The sequence below is a fragment of the Streptomyces sp. CA-179760 genome (genome assembly GCF_050937045.1).
Lineage (GTDB): Bacteria > Actinomycetota > Actinomycetes > Streptomycetales > Streptomycetaceae > Streptomyces.
Window position 1 is genome coordinate 8,693,897 of sequence record NZ_JBNJLZ010000001.1, and the last position, 19,139, is coordinate 8,713,035.

The window sequence follows — 19,139 nt, forward strand, 5'->3', positions numbered from 1 at the left end:
CCGACGTACGTCGCCAGCTGCGACTGGCCCTGCGCAGGCCAGGGGCGGGTGCCCCGGAGGTGCGTGCACCGAGCTGGAGCCACTCATCCAGGCGGCAGCTTTCAAGACGTCACCGGGAGGGAGGCTATGTTGCCGCCGGGCTGGTGGAGAGCTTCGCGCAGGGCGGCATTCTCCGCTTCGAGTTCGGCGTTACGCAGCGTCAATGCCTGGATGTGGTTGGCGTAGGCGGCGATGGTGGCGCGCGCCTCTCGCTGCTCTGCCGCGTGCTGGGAGCGCAATGTGCGCTCTGCCTTCTTGAGGCGAGAGATGTCCGCGGCCAAGACGTCGGTCTGCGGGCGGGGCACGTCGGGTTTCTTGAGGAGCCCGGTGATGATCTTCGCCAGGGGTGAGCGGTAGTAGGTAGCGCGCGAGACGCCCGCTTCCTTGCACAGCGTGGAGATGGTTAGGACGCCGCTGGTGTGTTCAGGGGTTCCGGTGACAATTCGCTCGAAGGCGTGGAGGACGGTCTGGTCCGTACCCGGTCGGATGGGAACGCCGGCGTGTTCCAGGGCGTGCCGCAGCCGCAGCGCGGCGGAGTCATCCATGCGTCGAGGTGTCCGGTGAGGCGCGGAGTTCTGCGATGGCGTGGTCGAGTTCGGCGATGTGGGTGGTCAGCGCGGCGGTCTGGAGGCGGACCAGTCCAGTCGGGGCGTCGAGCGGGCGCTGGGCCTGGGCGCGGGCGGTGGTCAGGCGGGGCAGGTGGATGCTGGAGCGGCGGGCATTAGGGCAGGTCAGGCACATGGTCAGGAGCGGCAGGGGCCGGCCCGTGTGCTGGGCCCGCTTCGCGCAGAGGGCGGAGGAGGGCTGGTAGAAGCAGTCGTTGAGGATGCCGGGGTGCAGGGTCTTCGTCAGGTGCTGGAGCATGGTGCGCAGCCGGGCGGGGCTGGCGACGATGCCCGGCAGATCGCCCAGCTCCCGGCGGATCCGGGCGAACTCGGCGTCCACGCGACCGGCGGCGCCTCCGCTGGTGCGGTGGCCGTCGTTCCAGTCGCGGTAGAGGTCCTCGACGTAGTCCAGCTGGGCGATGGCGCGTTCGGCGGCGACCTCGGCGGCGAATCCGGAGGCGGAGGTGCCTGCGTAGCCTTCGAACAGGGCGAGTTCGGCGTGCTGGTACTGCCGGGCGCCCGCAACGACGCCGAACGGCTGATGCGCGATGTGCCAGGCCAGGGTGCGGCGGAACTGCCGGGTACTCAGCCGCCACGGCATGAGGCCCTCCGCTCCTTCTTCACTCCCCGGTTCTTCATGAGCGGACGTGCCGTTGTCCGGCGACGGCGCGGCCGTGTGGAGCGGCAGGTAGGGGGCGTCCGGGGTGCTGAACAGTTCGTTGAGGTGGTCACGGAAGTCATTCAGGCGCCTGTTGACCGATCCGAACAGGACAAGGCTGTTGCTGGTCATGCCCTTGTGGCCGAACAGGTGGGTCGGGTCGTCGTTGACGGCCGCGACCAGCGCGACGGCCTGGTGGACGATGTCGAGCACGACCCATTCGGCTTCCTCGCCGGAGAGCTTGCGGCCCTTGAGGACCCGGCCGCGCAGCTTGTGGCGGACACGGCCGTCGGGACCGTTCTCGGTGAACGCGCAGTCGGGGGCCAGCTCCCTGACTTCGGCGTCCCTCATTCCGGACAGGTAAGCGATCACAATCCAGCAAGCCATGCGCAACTGGACCACTTCGGTGGCCAGTTCCATCGGGCCAAGGCCCGGCCGCCACGGGCGTCCGGTGCCGGGCCAGATCGACAGCGCAGTCCGCAGGCCGCCTGTTTGGTAGCCGAGGTCGGCGGCTGCCTCGGTGAGGTACCGGCGGACCTCGGCGGAGACGGACACTCCGGTCATGCGGGCGACGAGCGCGGTGTTGGGCGCCTGCGGAACTCCGTCGATCACGGGGACGCTCGGGTAGCGGGGGGCCTGGCGGCGGGGCAGGGCGGGAACGCCGCGACCGGTGGCCCGCAGCTCGGCAACAAACGTATCGATCCGGGCCCGGGCGGAGCCGTTGCCGCAGAAGCGCCGCGGTATCTGGTGAGCGGAGGTTAGTTCGGTGTGTTCGCGCTGCGCGGCCAGGATGTCGGGGCCGGCGGTGGTGACGTAGAAGACGGCGCCTTTCACGAGTGGAGCGATGATCTCCTCGGGGATGCGCTCGGTGGTGTTCTCCCCGTCGCGGATCACTCCGGCCACCGCGTGTCCGGAGCGGCCAGGCCAGGGGTTGACCAGCAGCCGGTCAGCGGTCAGGAACGGCCCATGAGCGAACAGGTGCTTCACGGCGGTCACCCGCAGTGCCGCCTCCTCTGCCGAGACGGTCCGCCACCGCTCCAACGCGGCTTGCAGGTGATCTGGCGTCACGTCACTCAGGCGGCGGGCGCCGACCGCCTGAAAGGTGGCGATGACGGTCCGGGCCTTGTGGAAGGCCCCGAAGATACCGGTGAGTTTCATCGGGCCTCGCCGGACCAGGGAGGAATTGCCGCGCCGCAGGCGGGAGTAGAGGTATTCCCGCAGGACCAGGACCAGGGCCGTGACCGGGTCGGCAACCGATGCGAACACGATGGTGCGCTCGCTAGTGCTGCGCGGCAGGAACGGCCCCATGTCCCAGACTGGGTCGGCGAAGCGGGGCCCCGGCCCCGGATGACCCGCGGCGGCCAGCACATGGTCGGGCAGCACAGGCGCGTCACCCGGGACAGGCGCAGGTCCTGTCGGCCGATCCGGACCGGGCTGCTCGACAGCGGCGGAAGAGGGGGTCGTGGGAGTCATGTCAGTCCCTGAAGGATCTGGCCGGGCAGGTGCAGGGACCCGTCGTGGCTTTCCGCGATGAGCCGGGCGGTGGCCTGCTGGTCGCCGGTGAACTGCGGCAGGATGCCGGTGGTGATCCGCTCCCACGCCAGTGCATAGCGGGCGTTCCACTCCAGGACCGTCATCTCCTCGCGCTGGGTGCTCAGGAATCCGGCGAAGCTGAGAATCGCGGGCAGGTGCCGGGTGGTGAATACCGCGTTCGGGCACTCCAGACAGCCCCACACCGCCACCGGGCAGCCTGAGCCTGGGCGGCGGGCGAACGGTGAGGCGTAAAAGTCACGGCAGGACGCCAGCCACACGTCGCTGTCCCCGGACAAGGCCACCGCAACCTCATCGGGAGGGACCTCGGCCGCCGAGGTGTCCAGTCGGCGGCCCTGGTCGTCAAGAACGACAGGCGCTTCCAGCGCGGCGTCCAACGCCTCGCGCAGGCCCTTCTCGACAGCCTCCTCATGCAGCGGACGGTGCGCGTCGATGTCGGCGTAGTGCTTGGCCGCGACCCGGGGACTGTGGCCCTCGGCGAAGTCCTCCAGCAATCCGCCGGTCTGCCGGTAGCGGCGCGATTTGTAGCTCTTGCGCAGCCGCCGCAGGTTCAAGACCGCGTCCTCGCCGGATGCCTCGAACAGCGAGGTGAGCTGATGGCGTTCAACGAACGCCTGCTTGACCGTGGCGAGGGTGGTGGCCCGGTGACGACCGAAGGTGGCAATCACCCGCCCGTCGCGCAGGGCGTGTGTCCACAGCAGATCCGTTCCGGTCAGGCGGCGGCCGTGCGCCGTCAGCCGCACCGCAAGGCGGATCAGGCCGCCCGGCTGGTGCACGGCGCCGCCGTCGGTCACCCGCAGGGCTTTGCGGGACTGGCCATGAGCTCGGTTCTTGACGTAGGCGATACTCACATACCCGCGGGCCGGGTTGATCAGGCAGTCGGCCGACAGCCGGCACGCGGCTTCCGGCTCCAGGCCGGTCTGGCACATCAGCAGCACCACGAACGCCAGCACGTCGTACGCCGTGAGGAAGAAGTGGCTGTTGAGTCTGCCGATCCCGCCCAGATCCGTGATCTTGTCCATGGCGCCGTGCTCCGCGCGCAGTGCTCCCGTCAGCGGTCCGTGGCGGGCGATGTACCACGCCGCGTTCTCCTGGGTCCAGCCGTGCCAGCCCCCGCCGGCCGGGTCCCGTCCGGCCGCGGCCAGCCGTTCACCGGCCAGCATCCGGTCACGGGCTGCCCGCACGTCGGACAGGGCCGCAGCCTGGATCGCCTCGAACAGCGCGTCCGGGTAGGCGTCCAGCGGCCGGCCGCGGCCCTGGCCGGCCTGGACCGTGGTGAAACCCAGCCGGGCCTGCATCGCCGTGCCCAGCCTGTCCGGGTGTTCCTCCTGGACGAGCCGCAGCAACTTCACCAGCTGCTGTATCCGCAGGTACGGCGTGGTGCTGGAATCCCCGTACCGGGCGACCAGGCTCGTCTCGAAGGAATCCAGCAACTCCGGGTGCAGGTCCTCCAGATCCACGTCGCTGTGCGTGTCCCCGGTCTTGGCCAGGTGGGTGATGAACTCGGTCAGCGTGGACGCGTAGCTGTCCGTCGTACCCACGTACTTCTGGCGGTTCTCCACTCCGGCCAGTCCCGCCAGCGCCCGGGCCAGGTGCCGCACCAGCCGAGGGCACGCCAGCGCGGAGAAGTCGTAGCACCGCTCGACCCCGCCGAAGAACCTCGCGGTGAACATCACCGGTCCCACCGCCGGGACCACCTCCGGCTCCAGCGGCAGCTCCTCCGGCGAGGGGAACCGCACCCGCCGACTCACGATGCCTCCCCGGCCCGCTCCAGCGCCACGCTCTGCGCGTCCCACTCGGCCAACGCGGCCAGCACGATCTCCTGCGCCTCATCCAGCACGTCGAGATACACGTAGACGGTGGCCTCGCGGGCATGGCCGAGGAGCAACTGCAGGGTCCTCATCGGATTACCGATCAGAAGCCGCCGCAGCTCGGCGTGCGCGAGCGGCCCGTCCAGCCGACGGCCCAGAGCCCGGACTGTCTGGCGCAGCAACAGCCCCAGCATGTACACGGCATAGGTGTGACGCAGGGTGTGCGGGTGCACCTCGATATCGATCCCGAACGAAGCGCACCGCGCGTTCGCCCGCCGGAACACCGCCTGCCACGCGGCCGACGCTAGCGGCCGCCCGTCATCGGCCAGCCACAACCACATCGGTTCCCCAGTGCGCCTCACCAGACGTCGCCGCTCCGCAAGGCCGATACGCCCGTAAGGCCAGCTCCGGGCGCCGCCGTCCAGCACCAGCGCATACCGGCCCGTGCGGATCACCGTCCAGTCCGCAGACGCCGACGGGAACCGGCCCTGCGCCATACAGCGGGCCACGATCGCATCCCGCTCGACAGCTATGAAGTGGTGGAACTGGCGCACCTTGCGCGGCGGAAGGAACACCCGGCGCCCCTTGCGCCGTTTCGCCACCGCGCCCGCCACCCTGAACTCCCCCAGACTGCCCGGCGCCGGCACCTCAGGCACCAGCAGACATGACGCCTCACCCAGCCGCATCCCACTGTGCACAAGACCGTCTGCGAACAGGGCGTTACGCTCGCCATGCCGCCCCCGCCACGCCGGATCAACGCCGCCTTCCGGCAGCTCCCCGCGCAGTCCCACGTTCCGCCACAGCAGGTAATCCTCGAAGGAGACGAACCGCAGCGGCTCGTCCTCCGGGTCTTGCTCCATCTCTGAGTTCACGTGCACCCGGCGGGGGCCGACTGGGGTCATCACCGTCTTGTCGACGTACCGGAACGGCACCTGCTTCAGCAATCCGGCATCCAGTGACCACGCCACCCACTTGTCCAGCGCCGCCACCGACCGGTTCCACGTCCCCACCGACACAGCACCCGGCCCGTCACACCACAACCGCACTCGCTTGTAAGCCCGCAGATCATCGCCGTCGCACGCCCAAATCGGCTTTCCATGTCGCGAGGTCTCCAGGAACCGGACGAAGAGCATCATGTCCCGGGCGTATCCCAGAACGCTGTTCTCGGCACGCACACCCCAACTCGGCAACTCCCGCAGAAAGCGGTTCAGTTGCAGGTCATACGACCCGTCCCCTGCCAAAATGAACGGCTGACCCTCGCGGACACCTACACGGTCCAGCACAGCCACCGCGCCAGCAGCACCCAGGCAGCTCTCCGAACGAGCCCGGCTCGTCATGCACAGATCCGCGATCATGGCGCCGCCCTCTCCCGCTTCGACCACCTCGTTTACGCCGAATCCGTCCACCATCCCGAAGCCGAAGCACAGTCGCCCTCTCTCCGCTCAGAAACCACTCACGCCGGTGATCTGCCGACGTACAGAGGCAGTTGATGAGACACATGTGGTAGCTCACATAAACGGGGAGCTGGTGGTGTGGAACGACCAGCCGGCGTTCGAGCGGTCGAGGCGGTCCTGGCCCGGGCGGTGGACAGAAGTTGAAGGCTGGGCAGGCCGCCTGTCGAGTACGGCGGCCTGCCAAGCCTTGGCGAACTCGGCGGGAGCTGACAGCGGTTGTGGTCAGAGGCCGATGTCGGCCAGCCACTGGCTTGTGGTCCGGGGGTGACTCCCAGCAGCTTCCGGGCGGAGGTCTCCGGCGCGATCGAGCGGCCGGGCATGGCGCTCATCGCCTGGTAGGCGCCTGCGATGTCAGCGGCGGCGCTCGCCCCGATCAGGGGAGTCACTGAGGTGCGGAACTCCTCGGCGGTGATCTGGTCGAAGACCACCTCCCGTCCGAGTCGGGTGCCGAACGCCTCGGCCAGATCCGGTCCGGTGATGGCCGGGTACTGGCCGACAGAGACCACGCCGGTGACGTCCGTGCGGTCGAGCAGGGCGACGACGGCGTCGGCGATGTCCAGGTGGGAGGTCCAGGAGACGGGGAAGTCGGCCCGGATCGGGTAAGGCAGTACGCCGCGTTCGCGGACGGAGCCGATGACGTGCGGCATGAGCAGGTTCTCGAGGTAGAGCTCGGGCGCGATGACCGCGTGGGACACGCCGCTGTCGGACAGGCCGGCGGCCAGGGTCGCGGCGGCACCGCCGATGGCGGGATCGATGGGGAAGCCGCTGGTGGAGAACACGACGCGGTCCGGCCGGGCCTCGCGAACGGCGGTGAGGATGTTGTGCGCGTAGGTCTGGCGGTCCTCCTCCGGGGCCACCGGAAGGTGGATGAAGACTCCCTCGGCGCCTCGGTATGCGTCGGTCAGGTCGGCGGCGGAGGTGTATCCGGCGGCCAGCACGCGCTGCGCGCCGTGCACGACGGCGTCGGGGTTGCGGGTCAGGGCGGTCACGGTCTTGCCCGCGGCGGCGAGAGCGGCGACGACGGGGGCGCCCTGGGCGCCGGTGGTGCCATGAATCACGTAGGTCATGGCGCCATTAGTGCATGTGATGCACCAGTTACATCAACTGCACTAATGGGGTACGGTTCAAAACTGTGACTGATCCTTGTCTGCCCGACTGCGGTGTTGCCCGGTTCCTCACGCTGCTCAACGGACCGTGGGCCACTCTGATCGTGCGCGAGCTGCTCCACGGCCCTCACCGGTTCAACCAGCTGCGCGAGGTCCTGCCCGGCATCAGCCCGCACACTCTGACCAGTCGGCTGCGTCAGTTCGAGCGGCACGGCATCGTCACTCGCACGACCTACGCGGAGATCCCGCCGCGTGTCGAGTACGCGCTGACTCCTCTCGGCGAGGGCTTGCGCGAGGTCCTTGAGGCCATGGGGACCTGGGCCATGGCGGTGCCCGACCCCGAGTCCGGCGTCACCGCCTGACCTACGCCTGGCCCAGCGACCTGGTGACGGTCATGGTCGCGCTGAGGATGCGAGCCTCTCCCGCAAGGCGTCATTGTCGTCGTGGTGGACGACCTCTTCGAAGCGCAGTCGCAGTCCGTGCCTGTCCAGCAGTTCCGCCACGATCGCGTCGAGCTGTTCGCGGTGCTCCTTGGTCCGCGCCTGGAGGTACGCCTCGCGGACCTCTTCGGACTCGCCGGCAAGGACGTGGTCCATGCGCTCGCGGATGTAGCGCTTGAGGTTGATGTGCTCCATGAACACCTCTCCGACTCCCGCCTCGACGAGCTGTCCGAAGAGGTCGTCCAGAAGCTCGGGCTGGGTGGCGAAGTGGGGCAGGAGCGGGCCGACGAAGGCGTAGGTGGCGATGCCGGCCTCGTTGAGTTCGGCCAGGGTGCGCAGGCGGCGGGAGGCGAGCGGGGCGCGGACCTCCAGCCAGCGGCTGACCTTGTCGTCGGTGGTGGTCACGGTCATGCCGACCTCGGCGCGCGGCAGACTGGTGAGCAGGTCGATGTCGCGGGTGACGACGGGCGACTTGGTCAGGATGCGCACCAGGCCCGGGTACCCGACCGCTTGCAGTTCGCGCAGGATGCCGCGGGTGAGCCGGTACTTCGTCTCGTGGCCCTGGTAGGGGTCGGTGACCGAGCTGAGCAGCATCGTGCCCCGCCGCTTGTCCTGCGGCATCTTCACCAGCTCTGTGCGGGCGAGCTCGACCGCGTTCTTCTTCACGTACAGGTAGTCGCCCCACTCCTTGACGGACCGGCCGAACTGCCGCCCCGCGAAGGAGGCGAAGCAGTAGGCGCAGCCCAGCACGCAGCCGGTGTAGGGGTTGATGACGTAGTCGTTCGACGGGGTCTTCGACTTCTGGATCAGAGTCTTCGCCTCGATCTCGACCGGTTCCATGGCCGACTTCCTTCCTGCTGTTCACCGTCCGCCTACTGGGCGGCCGGGCTCCTGAGCTGTCCATGGGACGGCCGGAGGGACGCCGCCAGACCCACATCCATGGAACAATAATCTCAGGAAGTTGATTCCGTGGAACATAAATGATTGGCTGGGCGACAGCTGATCGAGGCTCGCGGTCACGCTTCCCACGGGTCGGCTCGCCGAGTCGCAGCCGCAGAGCCGCGTCACCCATCGAGTCCAATCCACCTCAAAGTGGTTCTGCGCCCCTACGGGGGTGAGGAGTGAGTGTCATGATCGTTCCCGCCTTCAACTCGGTCGCCTGGTTCGAGTTCGGCACCGACCAGCCCGAGAAGGTCAAGGAGTTCTACGGCGAGCTCTTCGACTGGAAGTACGTCCTCAACACCAACACCCCGGGCGTCACCTACCACTCGGTGATGACACCGGGCGCCCAGCAGCCGGCCGGCGGAGTGTGGGACTCGGAAGGCGGCTTCCCCGACTACGCGGTCTTCTACGTCGTCGTCCAGGACGTCGCCGCGACCGTCGCTCGCGCCGAACGACTGGGCGCTGAGGTGCTCATGGCGCCGGTCTCCGACTCCGCGGGCTTCACCTTCGCCCGGCTGCGGGACACGGCGGGCAACCACTTCGGCGTGTTCTCCCCGCCCGCCCCCTGACCGGTTCCGCGGGGCCGCGTCCCGCCTGTACTCCGCCTGGAGGTTTCCGATGCCCGGCGCCAGCGCCACCAGCGAACACATCCCCGTCCGTGTCTACGGCGGACCAACCGCCGTGATCGAGTACGGCGGGCTCAGGTTCGTCACCGACCCCACCTTCGACCCGCCCGGCGAGTACCCCATGCCGCTCCCGGGCGACCACAGGCTCGTCAAGACAGCCCCTGCCGCCGTCACTGCCGCCGACCTGGGCCGCGTCGATGCCGTCCTGCTCTCCCACGACGAGCACGACGACAACCTCGACCACGCCGGCCGCACCTGTCTGTCCGAGGTCCCTGTCGTGTTCACCACGGTCAGCGGCTCCGGTCGCCTGGGCGGCAACGCCCGCGGGCTGGACGTCTGGCAGACCGCCGAGCTCAAGCGGCCCGATGCCGGCACCGTGACCGTCACCGGCGTGCCCGCCCGGCACGGCCCCCTCGGCTGTGAACCGATCACCGGTGACGTCATCGGTTTCATGCTCACCAGCGACGACCTGCCTCCGGTCTACGTCAGCGGCGACAACGCCGCCCTGGAGCACGTCAAGGAGATCGCCGAACGGTTCGCCCCGGTGGACACCGCGATCCTCTTCCTCGGCGGCGCCCGCATGCCCTTCGCCTTCGACGGCGCCCTGCTCACCCTCGACAGCGCGCAGGGCGCCGAGGCCGCGAAGACGCTCGGCGCCCGCCGGGTCGTCCCCGCCCACTTCGACAGCTGGGCCCACTTCACCGAAGGCCGAAAAGAGATCGAAACCGCGTTCACCGACGCCGGCCTGGCCGGATGCCTGGACTTCGCCCGCTAACAGCCGTCCCCACAGAACACTCTGGAGAACACACACCATGACCAGCGCGAACATCGACATCGCCCGCGCCTACTTTCAGGCCGTGCAGACCGGCGACATGGCCACCCTCGGCGATCTCCTCGACGAGGCGATCGTCTGGCACCAGCCCGGCGCCAACCGGTTCTCCGGCGAGCACAAGGGGCAGGGCGCCGTCTTCCAGATGCTCGGCGGCATGATGGAGGCCAGCCAGGGCACCTTCGCCATCGACAAGATCCACTCCCTGATGGGCAACGGCGACCTGGTAGCCGCCACCATCCACTTCACGGGCCGCCGCGGCGACACGTCCATGGCCATGGACGGCGTGGATCTCTTGCGCCTCCAGAACGGCAAGATCACCGAGATGTGGCTCTTCTCCGGCGACCAGAACGCCGAGGACGCCTTCTGGGGCCGCTGACCCCCACTTGGTCATGCACTGCGGTCGGCCCGGCCGCAGTGCATGACGAACGGCCCTACCAGAGTGAGAGGCATCCCATGCGGAAGATGACTGACGAGCAGTGGCGGGCGTTCGTCACGCACGGCACCCGCACCGGCAAGCTGTCGACGGTCCGGGCCGACGGCAGCCCGCACGTCACACCGGTCTGGTTCCTTCTCGACGGCGACGACATCGTGTTCACCACCGAGAAGGACGGAGTCAAGGGCCGCAACCTCGTTCGCGACGGGCGCTTCGCCCTCTGCATCGACGACGACCATCCCCCATACGCGTTCGTCATCCTCCAAGGACACGCCGAGACCTCCGCGCACCCCGACGAGATGCTGCACTGGGGCGGCCTTCTCGGCGCCCGCTACATGGGCAAAGACCGCGCCCAGGAGTACGCCGCCCGCAATGGCGGCCCCGGCAACCTCCTCGTCCGTGCGCACATCGGCAAAGTCATCGCTTTCAACGGCATCGCCGACTGACAGGCAATGGCGGCTGGTGCGGGACAGGTGAGCATGGTCATCTGCCCCGCACCAGCCGCCCATCGGCGTGCCCGCGACGCCCTGGCTCACAAGGCCGACCGGCCGGGCTGCTTCGGCGCCCGCATCGCCGGAACCGGCGTCTGACCCGCGGCCTTCCGTTCCGCGTCCAGAGCACGTCCGGCCGCCCGCAGAGTGCTGAGGACCGCGGTCACCTCGCGTACCGACTCCTCGGGAATCACCGTCCCGATCCGCAGTTCCAGCTCCTCCTCGAAGACTTTCAGCGCCCCGTCCACCAGCTTCCGCCCCTCAGGGGTGAGCTCGACGATCGAGGAACGGCGGTCGTTCGGATTGGCCTTCCGGCCACACAGCCCAGCCGCCTCCAGACGGTCGACGACCTTGCTCGTGCCGCCCACCGTGATCGAGAACTCCTCCGCGATGTCCTGGATCCGCCGCCCAGGCTGCCTCAACAGCAGGTGCAGCACCTCGAACGAGGTCAGCGCCAGGTCGTACTCCGCCCGCAACCGCTCCTCGATGCCGCCCACAACTCGATCTCCAGCGAGACCAGCTCCCGGTACAGCAGCTTCAGGTCAGCGTCAGCCATTACTCATCTTCCAAAGAATTATCTTCCATAGACAGTTAATTGTAGGTCACCGGTCGGAGCTCTCCGCGGATGCCGGGTGTACGTACCGACGTGGACGGGTTGAAGCCAAGGTCTCAGCCGGTCGTCGGTGACAAAGGGCCAGCTACGGGCCGAGCGTGGCCTGCGTCGGCAATCTGCGGACGGTGGCATGGCGGTCGACGAGCTGCTGGTGCAATTGGCTGTTTTCCATCGTGACCTGCGGAGCCGGCCACCGCTGCGCCAGAGTGTGAGTTCCCATCCCAGAACCCGATCAGCTGGTGTGGGCCAAGACCGACCCGGCGCCGTTCGACGGCCGTCCGTTGTGGAGCCAGGCCCCGACCCTCGGGCAGTGGGCGTGGTCGGTCCACTGGCAGCGCCCGGACGCCTCGCACGTGCACTACAAAGCAAGTCATGCCCCGAGTTCGGTCGCCGCGCGCCGGGAAGCCCAATGCGCCACGCAGAAAGTGCTCACCGACCCCTGTCGAGCGACGAGCCCGACGTCGGGCGAGTCCCTGATCACTGGAAATGGGCGTCAGCGAGCCCCGGACAGCCGCTGGCAGGGCCTCGGTGAAGTCGCGTGATGCCCGGTTTGTGTTCGTGGCGTCCCAGGGAGTGAGGGGCGCCGAACGTAGTGGGCCCGACGAACTCGCGCGCTGATAGCTTCGCGTCCGTGATCGTGTATCCGCTGTGGCATGTCGGCCACCAGAACGAAGCCGGCGACGACGGCTCGACAGTGCACGTCGATGGGAGCGACGTGTTCTGCGACGAGGTGGACGGCGACGACGTGAAGCTGCTCGGTATCTACTCCACCCTCGAACGGGTTGAAGAGCGTATGCGTCAGGCTCGACTGCTACCAGGTTTCCGTGATGAACCGGAGTGCTTCCACTTCGACGCCTATGAGCTCGATGAGGACCATTGGGTCGAGGGCTTCGTTCGGGTTCCACCGGGCGAGTAGGCCAGTGGGCAGAGTCCCGGTGGGATGCCGTTCCGTGGTCACGAAGCCCCAGGGCTTCGGCGTAGTTGCGTGACGTTCGGTTCGTGAGGCGCAGGGCCTAGGAAGCTGTCCGGTGGCAGGTTCCGGCCCCCTCGGGGCATGTCCGGTCAGGTGAGGTTCTTGGTGAAGAACTCGTCGAGCCTGTCGAAGGGGATGAGGTTCTTGCGGTCGTACAGGTCGACGTGGTTCGCGTCCGGGACGATCACGAGGTCGACGGTGTCGGGGGCCTTCGCCTGAACGTCCTCGGAGTAGTAGCGGGAGTGCGCGTCGGCGCCGGCCACCAGCAGGGCCTTGCGGGGCGCCAACAGTTCGATGTCGGTCGTCAGCGGGAAGGCGAAGAACGACATCGGCGTGGTCGCGGTCCACGCGGTGGTGGAGTTGATCGAGCGCGGGTGGTAGCCGCGCTCGGTGCGGTAGTAGTCGAAGAAGATCGCCGTGACCGGGTCGGCGTCCGCCGGGAGGGTCTTGGGCAGGATGCGGTCTGCGGGGGCGACGTTGCCGTTCTCGTCAAAGGGCACCTCGTGGGATCCCCGCGCGAAGGTGCCGTTCTCGGCGTCGGTCCAGCGCTGCCGGCTGAGGTAGTCCACGACCTTCCGGCGCTGTTCGGGCGTGTAGCCGTCCTTGTGACCGCGGGACATGCTGCGCGACATGTCGTACATCGAGGCCGTGGCGACCGCCTTGATGCGGCTGTCCGCAGCCGCCGCGGTGAGCGCCATACCGCTCAAGCCGCAGATGGCCTGCGCGCCGATCCGCTCGCGGTCGACGATCCTCTGCAGGCCGAGGAAGTCGACGGCCGCGCTGTAGTCCTCGGTGAAGATGTCGGGCGAGGCCACGTCGCGCACCGTGCCGCCGCTCTCCCCGGTGAAGGAGGGGTCGAAGGCGAGGGCGACGTAGCCGCGGCGGGCGAACTCGTTGGCGTAGAGCCCCGAGGACTGTTCCTTGACCGCGCCGAACGGACCGCTGACCGCCAGGGCGGGCAGCTTGCCCCTGGCGTTCTTCGGCACGTAGAGGTCTGCGGCGACCTCGATGCCGTAACGGTTCTTGAACCGCACCGAAGTCCGCTTGACGTTCTTGTCCAGCGCGAAGGTGTAGTAGCCCTTGGCCGTGGCCTTGCCCCGTCCTGTGACGCCCGCGGCGCGGCCGGTCTCCGCGCCGAAGGCGGGCGTAGGCGTGAAGGCGGCGCCGGTGGCGGCGATCAGGCCGAGCGCTTTGCGACGTTCCATGGAGTGGACCTCATCTCCGATCGGTGGGGGAATGGCGCGACGGTCGGGGGTGTCGTGACCGAGGCACGATTCCAGGGAACCGCTTCTGCGCCAGGCGTGGCAGGTCGGGTTTATAGGGGGTACAAGCTCGCCCCCCCACGCCGCGGGGTGTGCGTCATGGGACAGGGCACACCGACACCTCCCGGACACCCGCGCCGTTGCTCTGGTGACCGGTGCGGCTCAGCGCTTCTCGGGTGTCGGGAGCAAGTGCGCAGCCTTCGAGGCCCGAGTCCGCCCCGTTGTCCGTGCTGGAGGCGTCGGCAGCGGCGGTCGCGTCGAATCTGAGCCTCCCGATGCCCTCGACGTGGCACGCGGTCGACGGCGAACAGCTGCACTTCTTCGTGTACGGGTGGGACCTCCTGAGCTCCAGCCGTTCACCCGTCCTCGCTCGGCACCTGGTCGTCCGGTCCAGACCGGACGGTCGATTCCTCACAGGTCCGGGCCGTCGAAGAAGCCGACTTCGTGCGAGGTCTTGACGCGGTGCGCTCGACTGCGTAGATATGTCTGCGCAGTCATGACAGCGCAGTCACCCGGCGGTACCGGCGGGCGACCGAGGCCGTCCACACGATCCGATCCACCGCACACCGGGAGACGCCATGACGCGAGCAAGGGGGCGGGACGGCGGTCCCGCCGCGCCGCGAGGCGTCGACGTGGCCAGAGCCGCGGGCGTTTCCCAGAAGACGGTGTCACGGGTCCTCAACGGCGAGCGATACGTCTCGGTGGACGTGCAACGCCGTGTGCTGGAGGCGGCCGACCGTCTCGGCTACCGGCTCAACAACGCGGCGCGGGCCCTCGCCTCGGGGCGGTCCCGGGCCATCGGCGTGGTGGCGTTGGGAACCGCTCTGTACGGTCCTGCCTCGCTGCTCCTCGGTGTCGAGCGGGCGGCGCGGGACGCCGGATACGCGTTGAGCGTGGTCAACACCCTCGAAGGTGACCAGGGCGGCGTCGGTGGCGCCGTGCAGTCACTCCTGGAGCGGGGCGTGGACGGCATCGTCGTGTCGGAGCCCATCGACGAGGACGCCGAGCCGCTCGCGTTGGAGGTTCCGGTGCTGGTCCTCGGGGCGCCGGCCGGTACCCGCACGGGGGAGCGGACCATCGCCGCGGGGGTCGACTCCGAGGCGCTGGCCAGGGCCGCCACCGATCACCTGCTGGACCTGGGACACCGGACAGTCCATCACCTCGCGGGCCCCGAGCGGTGGTTCGCCGCCCGGGACCGGCTGGCGGGCTGGCGGCAGGCGCTCGCGGCGCGTGGCCGTGAGCAGCCCCCGGTCGCCGAGGGCGACTGGTCCGCCGCGTCCGGGTACGCGGCAGGACGCGAACTGGCCGCCAGGGACGACCTCACCGCGGTTTTCGCCGCCAATGACGACATGGCCGTCGGCCTGATCAGCGCCCTCACCGATGCCGGGTTGCGGGTGCCCCAGGACGTCAGCGTGGTCGGCTTCGACGACATCCCGCTGGCCGCCTACGTCCGACCGCCGCTGACGACGGTGCGCCAGCCGTTCGACGCGGTGGCCCACGAGGGCCTGCGGTTGCTCGTCCACGCCATCGAGAATCCGGAGGCGGAGCTGCCGATGGCGCAGGGGCAACCCGTCGAGCTCGTCGTCCGTTCCTCCACCGCGCCGCCACCGGCCCGGGCGGGGTCGGGTCCGGCGGTGCACCATACCGAGCACCCCCCGACCGGCGAGGCGCACGCCCCTCCGGCCGCCTGAGAGGGACTCCCCACGCGCCCGCGTTCGTCGCACGTGGGGAGTGCGAGGGCACCACGAGGTGACCGGACATCCGTCAGCACGGTCCCAGGTTCCGCGCCCCGCCCAGCCATGGAAGCCCCACCACCGGCGGTCGCCCGACCGGTCCAGGACCCGGCCCACTCCGGGCCACCTACTACGCCCCACTGCGCAGGACCCGTTTCCCTGCTCGGCCACCCCGACGTCCGCGGTCACCGGTCCACACGCTTCGTTCTGCTCGCATTTCCCCCGGCATGCCGCTGCAGGCCTCTGCCTTCCCTCGTCCTTCGCCTCGGCGGGAGTCCAGCATGTCCAGAACCCCCATCCCTTCGTCCGCACCGAGCCGCCGGTTCTTCCTCACCGCCACCGGCGCGGTGACCCTCGGCGCGGCCCTGTCCGCCTGCGGCGGCGGTGGCGACTCAAGCGGCTCGTCCGCCGCGGCCAAACCGGTCAGCCAGTCCGACATCGACAAGGCGATGCGGACGCCGACCCGGCTGACGCTCTGGACCTGGGTCCCGAACATCCAGCAGGAGGTCGCCCTCTTCGAGAAGAAGTACCCCGCGATCAAGATCAATGTGGTCAACGCCGGCCAGGGGATCAAGCACTACACGAAGCTCCGCACCGCGCTCAAGGCCGGCAGCGGGGCCCCGGACCTGGCGCAGATCGAGTACCAGGCGATTCCGACGTTCACGATCACGGACAGCCTGCTGGACCTCGGCCCGCACGGCGCCTCGGCCCTCAACGGGAAGTTCGTCGACTGGACCTGGGGACAGGTCAGCGGACCGAAGGGGGAGGTCTGGGCGATACCCCAGGACACCGGCCCGATGGGGATGCTGTACCGCAAGGACATCTTCGACCGGCACGGCATCGAGGTCCCCGAGACCTGGGACGACTTCGCCGCCGCGGCCCGCAAGCTGCACCAGGCCGACCCCGACGTCTACCTGACCAACCTCGCGGCTAACGAACCCGCCGCCTGGCACGGCCTGTTGTGGCAGGCGGGCGCGAGCCCGTACGGCGTCTCCGGCAAGAGCGACCTCTCCATCAGCGTCGACGACGCGGTCTCCAAGAAGCTCGGCACGTACTGGGGCGGGCTCGCCAAGGAGGGCGTCATCAGCACCGACCCCGACTTCACCGACGGCTGGTACGCGGGCTTCAACAAGGGCAAGTACGCCACCTGGCTCACCGCGGCCTGGGGGCCGGCGTTCCTGTCCGGCTCGGCCAAGTCCACCGCCGGAAAGTGGCGTGCGGCCCCGCTGCCCCAGTGGGACGCGTCCAAGCCGGCCTCCGGCAACTGGGGCGGCTCGACCACGGCCGTCCTGCGATCGACCAAGAACGCCATCGCCGCGGCGCAGTTCGCCCAGTTCCTCAACAGCGACCCCGCCAGCGCGAAGCTCTTCGCCACGGAGCAGTCCTTCTTCCCGGCCACCAAGGCGCTTCTCACCGACCCCTCCTTCACCGGTGACGCCGCCTCCTTCTACGGCGGTCAGAAGGTGAATGAGCTGTTCGCCTCCATCGGCGACACGGTCGACCCCGCCTTCCAGTGGCCGCCCTTCTACGACCAGGCGGCGACCGACTGGATCGAGACCGTCGGCACGTCTCTCGCCGGCAAGACCGACACGGTCGCCGCGCTCGGCGCCTGGCAGACGCGCCTGACCACGTACGCCAAGAAGCAGGGCTTCACCGTCAAGGGAACGTGACATGACCGTCGCCACCGCACCCCCCGCCTCCGGGCCGAAGGGAGCCGGCCCGCGTCGCCACCGCGTCGCCGGGCCCCTGTTCGTCGCCCCCTTCATGGTCCTCTTCCTGCTGCTCTTCCTCGCCCCGCTCGGCTACGCCGCCTACTTGAGCCTCTTCCAGGAACGCCTCATCGGCGGAACGGTGTTCGTCGGTCTGGACAACTACGTCACCGCCCTCACCGACCCCCTGCTCCTGAGCGGTGTCGGCCGCGTGGCCCTGTTCTTCATCGTCCAGGTCCCGCTGATGCTGGCGCTGGCGCTGGTGTTCGCCCTCGCGCTGGACAGCGGACTGCTGCGGCTGGCGCGAGTGATCCGGCTGGGCATCTTCGTGCCGTACGCCGTCCCGAGCGTGGTCGCGGCCCTCATGTGGGGCTATCTGTACGGGCCGGACTTCGGCCCGTTCGCCCAGCTGGGCCGCGAATTCGGCGTCGCCGCACCGAACTTCCTCAGCGACGGATGGATGCTCGGCAGCCTCGCCAACGTCGTCACCTGGGAGTTCGTCGGCTACAACATGATCATCCTGTACGCGGCCCTGCGGACCATCCCGCACGAGCTGTACGAGGCCGCCGCGATGGACGGCGCCGGCCCCTGGCGCATCGCGCGGTCCGTCAAACTCCCCGCACTGAAACCCGCCCTGCTGCTGACGCTGCTGTTCTCCGTGATCGGCAGCTTCCAGCTCTTCAACGAGCCGAACCTGCTGATGAAGATCGCCCCCGACGTCATCAGCAGCTCCTACACCGCCAACCTCTACGCCTACTCCCTCGCCTTCACCGGCCAGCAGGTCAACTACGCGGCCACGGTCTCCTTCCTCCTCGGCCTGGTCATCGTCATCGCCTCCTACGGCGTCCTGCTCACGGCGAACCGCAGGAGGACCCCGTGACCATGACCACTTCCGCGGGCACCACCGCCGCTCGCCGAACCGAGCGGAAGCACACTCCGGCGCATCCACCGCTTCGCCGGTCCCGAGCCCGCCGCAGCACCCCGCTGACCATCGCCATGCTGGCGGCGCTCGCCTACTTCCTGCTGCCGCTGCTCTGGCTGTTCGTCGCCTCCACCAAGAACACCCAGGACCTGTTCGACAGCTTCGGCCTGTGGTTCTCGCACGCCCCACAGCTGCTGACCAACATCCGGGCGACCTTCGCCCAGGACGGCGGCGTCTTCGCGCACTGGCTGCTCAACACCGCCGTGTACGCGGGGTCAGCGCGGTCGGGGCGGCGCTGCTCGCGGCCGCCGCCGGGTACGGGTTCGCCAAGTTCCGCTTCCGTGGGGACCGCCTGGCCTTCAACCTGGTCCTCGGCGCCATCATGGTCCCGGCCACCGCCCTGGCCATCCCGACCTATCTGCTGTTCGCAGGCGTCGGCCTGGTCAACACCCCGTGGGCCGTCATTCTGCCCTCCCTCGTCAACCCCTTCGGCCTGTACCTGATGCGCGTCTACGCCGCCGACGCCGTCCCGGACAGTCTCCTGGAAGCCGCCCGCATAGACGGGGCCGGCGAGGCGCGGATCTTCTTCGGGATCGCGCTGCGCCTGCTGGCCCCCGGCCTGGTGACCGTCCTGCTCTTCACGCTCGTGGCGACCTGGAACAACTACTTCCTGCCGCTGATCATGCTCAACAACCCGAACCTGTACCCCGTCACGGTCGGGCTGTCGTCCTGGGCGGAGCAGGCACAGAACGGTGGCGCGGGCGCCAGCAGCGACATGCTCCCCCTCGTCGTGACCGGTTCCCTGATCTCCGTCGTGCCGCTCGTCGCGGCCTTCCTGCTGCTCCAGCGCTACTGGCAGAGCGGCCTGGCCGCCGGCAGCGTCAAGCAGTAGGGCGCGCGCAGCCCTCGTCCCCCTTTTCTTGTTCACGGAGGTTCCTC

Annotated in this window: 17 protein-coding genes and 1 pseudogene; 10 read left to right on the top strand and 8 right to left on the bottom strand. The window is 69.0% G+C overall.

Annotated features, from left to right (window positions below; genetic code table 11):
- Positions 1 to 101: 101 nt before the first annotated feature.
- From ACQEV8_RS39335 to ACQEV8_RS39355, 5 genes are all read right to left on the bottom strand, one after another.
- The gene (locus ACQEV8_RS39335) at positions 102 to 584 is read right to left on the bottom strand and encodes a hypothetical protein (protein WP_432970722.1); all 483 of its coding nucleotides are present in this window, start codon (positions 582 to 584) and stop codon (positions 102 to 104) included.
- The gene (locus tag ACQEV8_RS39340; protein ID WP_432970725.1) at positions 577 to 2,568 is read right to left on the bottom strand and encodes a hypothetical protein; all 1,992 of its coding nucleotides are present in this window, start codon (positions 2,566 to 2,568) and stop codon (positions 577 to 579) included. Before ACQEV8_RS39340 ends, ACQEV8_RS39335 begins: the two co-directional genes overlap by 8 nt.
- 203 nt (positions 2,569 to 2,771) lie before the next feature.
- A complete protein-coding gene (locus tag ACQEV8_RS39345; RefSeq protein ID WP_432970728.1) occupies positions 2,772 to 4,604 on the bottom strand; it encodes a hypothetical protein in 1,833 nt (610 codons plus the stop codon).
- Positions 4,601 to 6,073 (bottom strand): tyrosine-type recombinase/integrase, encoded by a 1,473-nt coding sequence (locus tag ACQEV8_RS39350; protein WP_432970731.1) that lies wholly within the window; start codon positions 6,071 to 6,073, stop codon positions 4,601 to 4,603. Before ACQEV8_RS39350 ends, ACQEV8_RS39345 begins: the two co-directional genes overlap by 4 nt.
- A gap of 44 nt (positions 6,074 to 6,117) precedes the next feature.
- Complete coding sequence (locus tag ACQEV8_RS39355) at positions 6,118 to 7,185, bottom strand: SDR family oxidoreductase (RefSeq protein ID WP_432970734.1); 1,068 nt, start codon at positions 7,183 to 7,185, stop codon at positions 6,118 to 6,120.
- 65 nt (positions 7,186 to 7,250) lie between these two features.
- Here ACQEV8_RS39355 and ACQEV8_RS39360 point away from each other — a divergent pair, with 65 nt between their 5' ends.
- Positions 7,251 to 7,586 carry a winged helix-turn-helix transcriptional regulator gene (locus ACQEV8_RS39360; RefSeq protein WP_432970737.1) on the top strand — a complete coding sequence of 112 codons (336 nt, stop codon included), beginning with the start codon at positions 7,251 to 7,253 and terminating at the stop codon, positions 7,584 to 7,586.
- A 30-nt stretch (positions 7,587 to 7,616) separates the two neighbouring features.
- Here the strand turns inward: ACQEV8_RS39360 and ACQEV8_RS39365 are convergent, their stop codons facing one another.
- Positions 7,617 to 8,504, bottom strand: a complete 888-nt coding sequence (locus ACQEV8_RS39365; RefSeq protein ID WP_432970740.1) for an SPL family radical SAM protein — start codon at positions 8,502 to 8,504, stop codon at positions 7,617 to 7,619.
- Between the two features lie 290 nt (positions 8,505 to 8,794).
- Between ACQEV8_RS39365 and ACQEV8_RS39370 the strand changes: the two genes are divergently transcribed.
- The 4 genes from ACQEV8_RS39370 (at position 8,795) to ACQEV8_RS39385 (ending at position 10,943) form a co-directional block, all read left to right on the top strand.
- Positions 8,795 to 9,175, top strand: coding sequence for a VOC family protein (locus tag ACQEV8_RS39370; RefSeq protein ID WP_432970743.1), 381 nt, complete (start codon positions 8,795 to 8,797; stop codon positions 9,173 to 9,175).
- 49 nt (positions 9,176 to 9,224) lie between these two features.
- Complete coding sequence (locus ACQEV8_RS39375; protein WP_432970746.1) at positions 9,225 to 10,007, top strand: MBL fold metallo-hydrolase; 783 nt, start codon at positions 9,225 to 9,227, stop codon at positions 10,005 to 10,007.
- 37 nt (positions 10,008 to 10,044) lie between these two features.
- A complete protein-coding gene (locus tag ACQEV8_RS39380; protein ID WP_432970749.1) occupies positions 10,045 to 10,440 on the top strand; it encodes a nuclear transport factor 2 family protein in 396 nt (131 codons plus the stop codon).
- Positions 10,441 to 10,517: 77 nt separating this feature from the next.
- Positions 10,518 to 10,943 (top strand): PPOX class F420-dependent oxidoreductase, encoded by a 426-nt coding sequence (locus ACQEV8_RS39385; protein WP_432970752.1) that lies wholly within the window; start codon positions 10,518 to 10,520, stop codon positions 10,941 to 10,943.
- An 86-nt stretch (positions 10,944 to 11,029) separates the two neighbouring features.
- Here ACQEV8_RS39385 and ACQEV8_RS39390 read toward each other — a convergent pair whose 3' ends face one another.
- Positions 11,030 to 11,485: a MarR family winged helix-turn-helix transcriptional regulator gene (locus tag ACQEV8_RS39390; protein WP_432970755.1), complete on the bottom strand. Its 456-nt coding sequence runs from the start codon at positions 11,483 to 11,485 to the stop codon at positions 11,030 to 11,032.
- A gap of 747 nt (positions 11,486 to 12,232) precedes the next feature.
- Here ACQEV8_RS39390 and ACQEV8_RS39395 point away from each other — a divergent pair.
- A complete protein-coding gene (locus tag ACQEV8_RS39395) occupies positions 12,233 to 12,517 on the top strand; it encodes a DUF7336 domain-containing protein (RefSeq protein WP_432970758.1) in 285 nt (94 codons plus the stop codon).
- 146 nt (positions 12,518 to 12,663) lie between these two features.
- On the opposite strand, the gene ACQEV8_RS39400 is transcribed toward ACQEV8_RS39395, so the two are convergent.
- The gene (locus tag ACQEV8_RS39400; RefSeq protein WP_432970761.1) at positions 12,664 to 13,779 is read right to left on the bottom strand and encodes an alpha/beta hydrolase; all 1,116 of its coding nucleotides are present in this window, start codon (positions 13,777 to 13,779) and stop codon (positions 12,664 to 12,666) included.
- Positions 13,780 to 14,414: 635 nt separating this feature from the next.
- Between ACQEV8_RS39400 and ACQEV8_RS39405 the strand changes: the two genes are divergently transcribed.
- From ACQEV8_RS39405 to ACQEV8_RS39420, 4 genes and pseudogenes are all read left to right on the top strand, one after another.
- Positions 14,415 to 15,527 (top strand): LacI family DNA-binding transcriptional regulator, encoded by a 1,113-nt coding sequence (locus tag ACQEV8_RS39405; protein ID WP_432970764.1) that lies wholly within the window; start codon positions 14,415 to 14,417, stop codon positions 15,525 to 15,527.
- Between the two features lie 323 nt (positions 15,528 to 15,850).
- On the top strand, positions 15,851 to 17,239 hold the full coding sequence (locus ACQEV8_RS39410; protein WP_432970767.1) for an ABC transporter substrate-binding protein: 1,389 nt from the start codon (positions 15,851 to 15,853) through the stop codon (positions 17,237 to 17,239).
- A 1-nt stretch (position 17,240) separates the two neighbouring features.
- On the top strand, positions 17,241 to 18,158 hold the full coding sequence (locus ACQEV8_RS39415; RefSeq protein WP_432970770.1) for a carbohydrate ABC transporter permease: 918 nt from the start codon (positions 17,241 to 17,243) through the stop codon (positions 18,156 to 18,158).
- A gap of 2 nt (positions 18,159 to 18,160) precedes the next feature.
- A pseudogene (locus tag ACQEV8_RS39420) lies at positions 18,161 to 19,092 on the top strand (carbohydrate ABC transporter permease).
- Positions 19,093 to 19,139 lie beyond the last annotated feature (47 nt).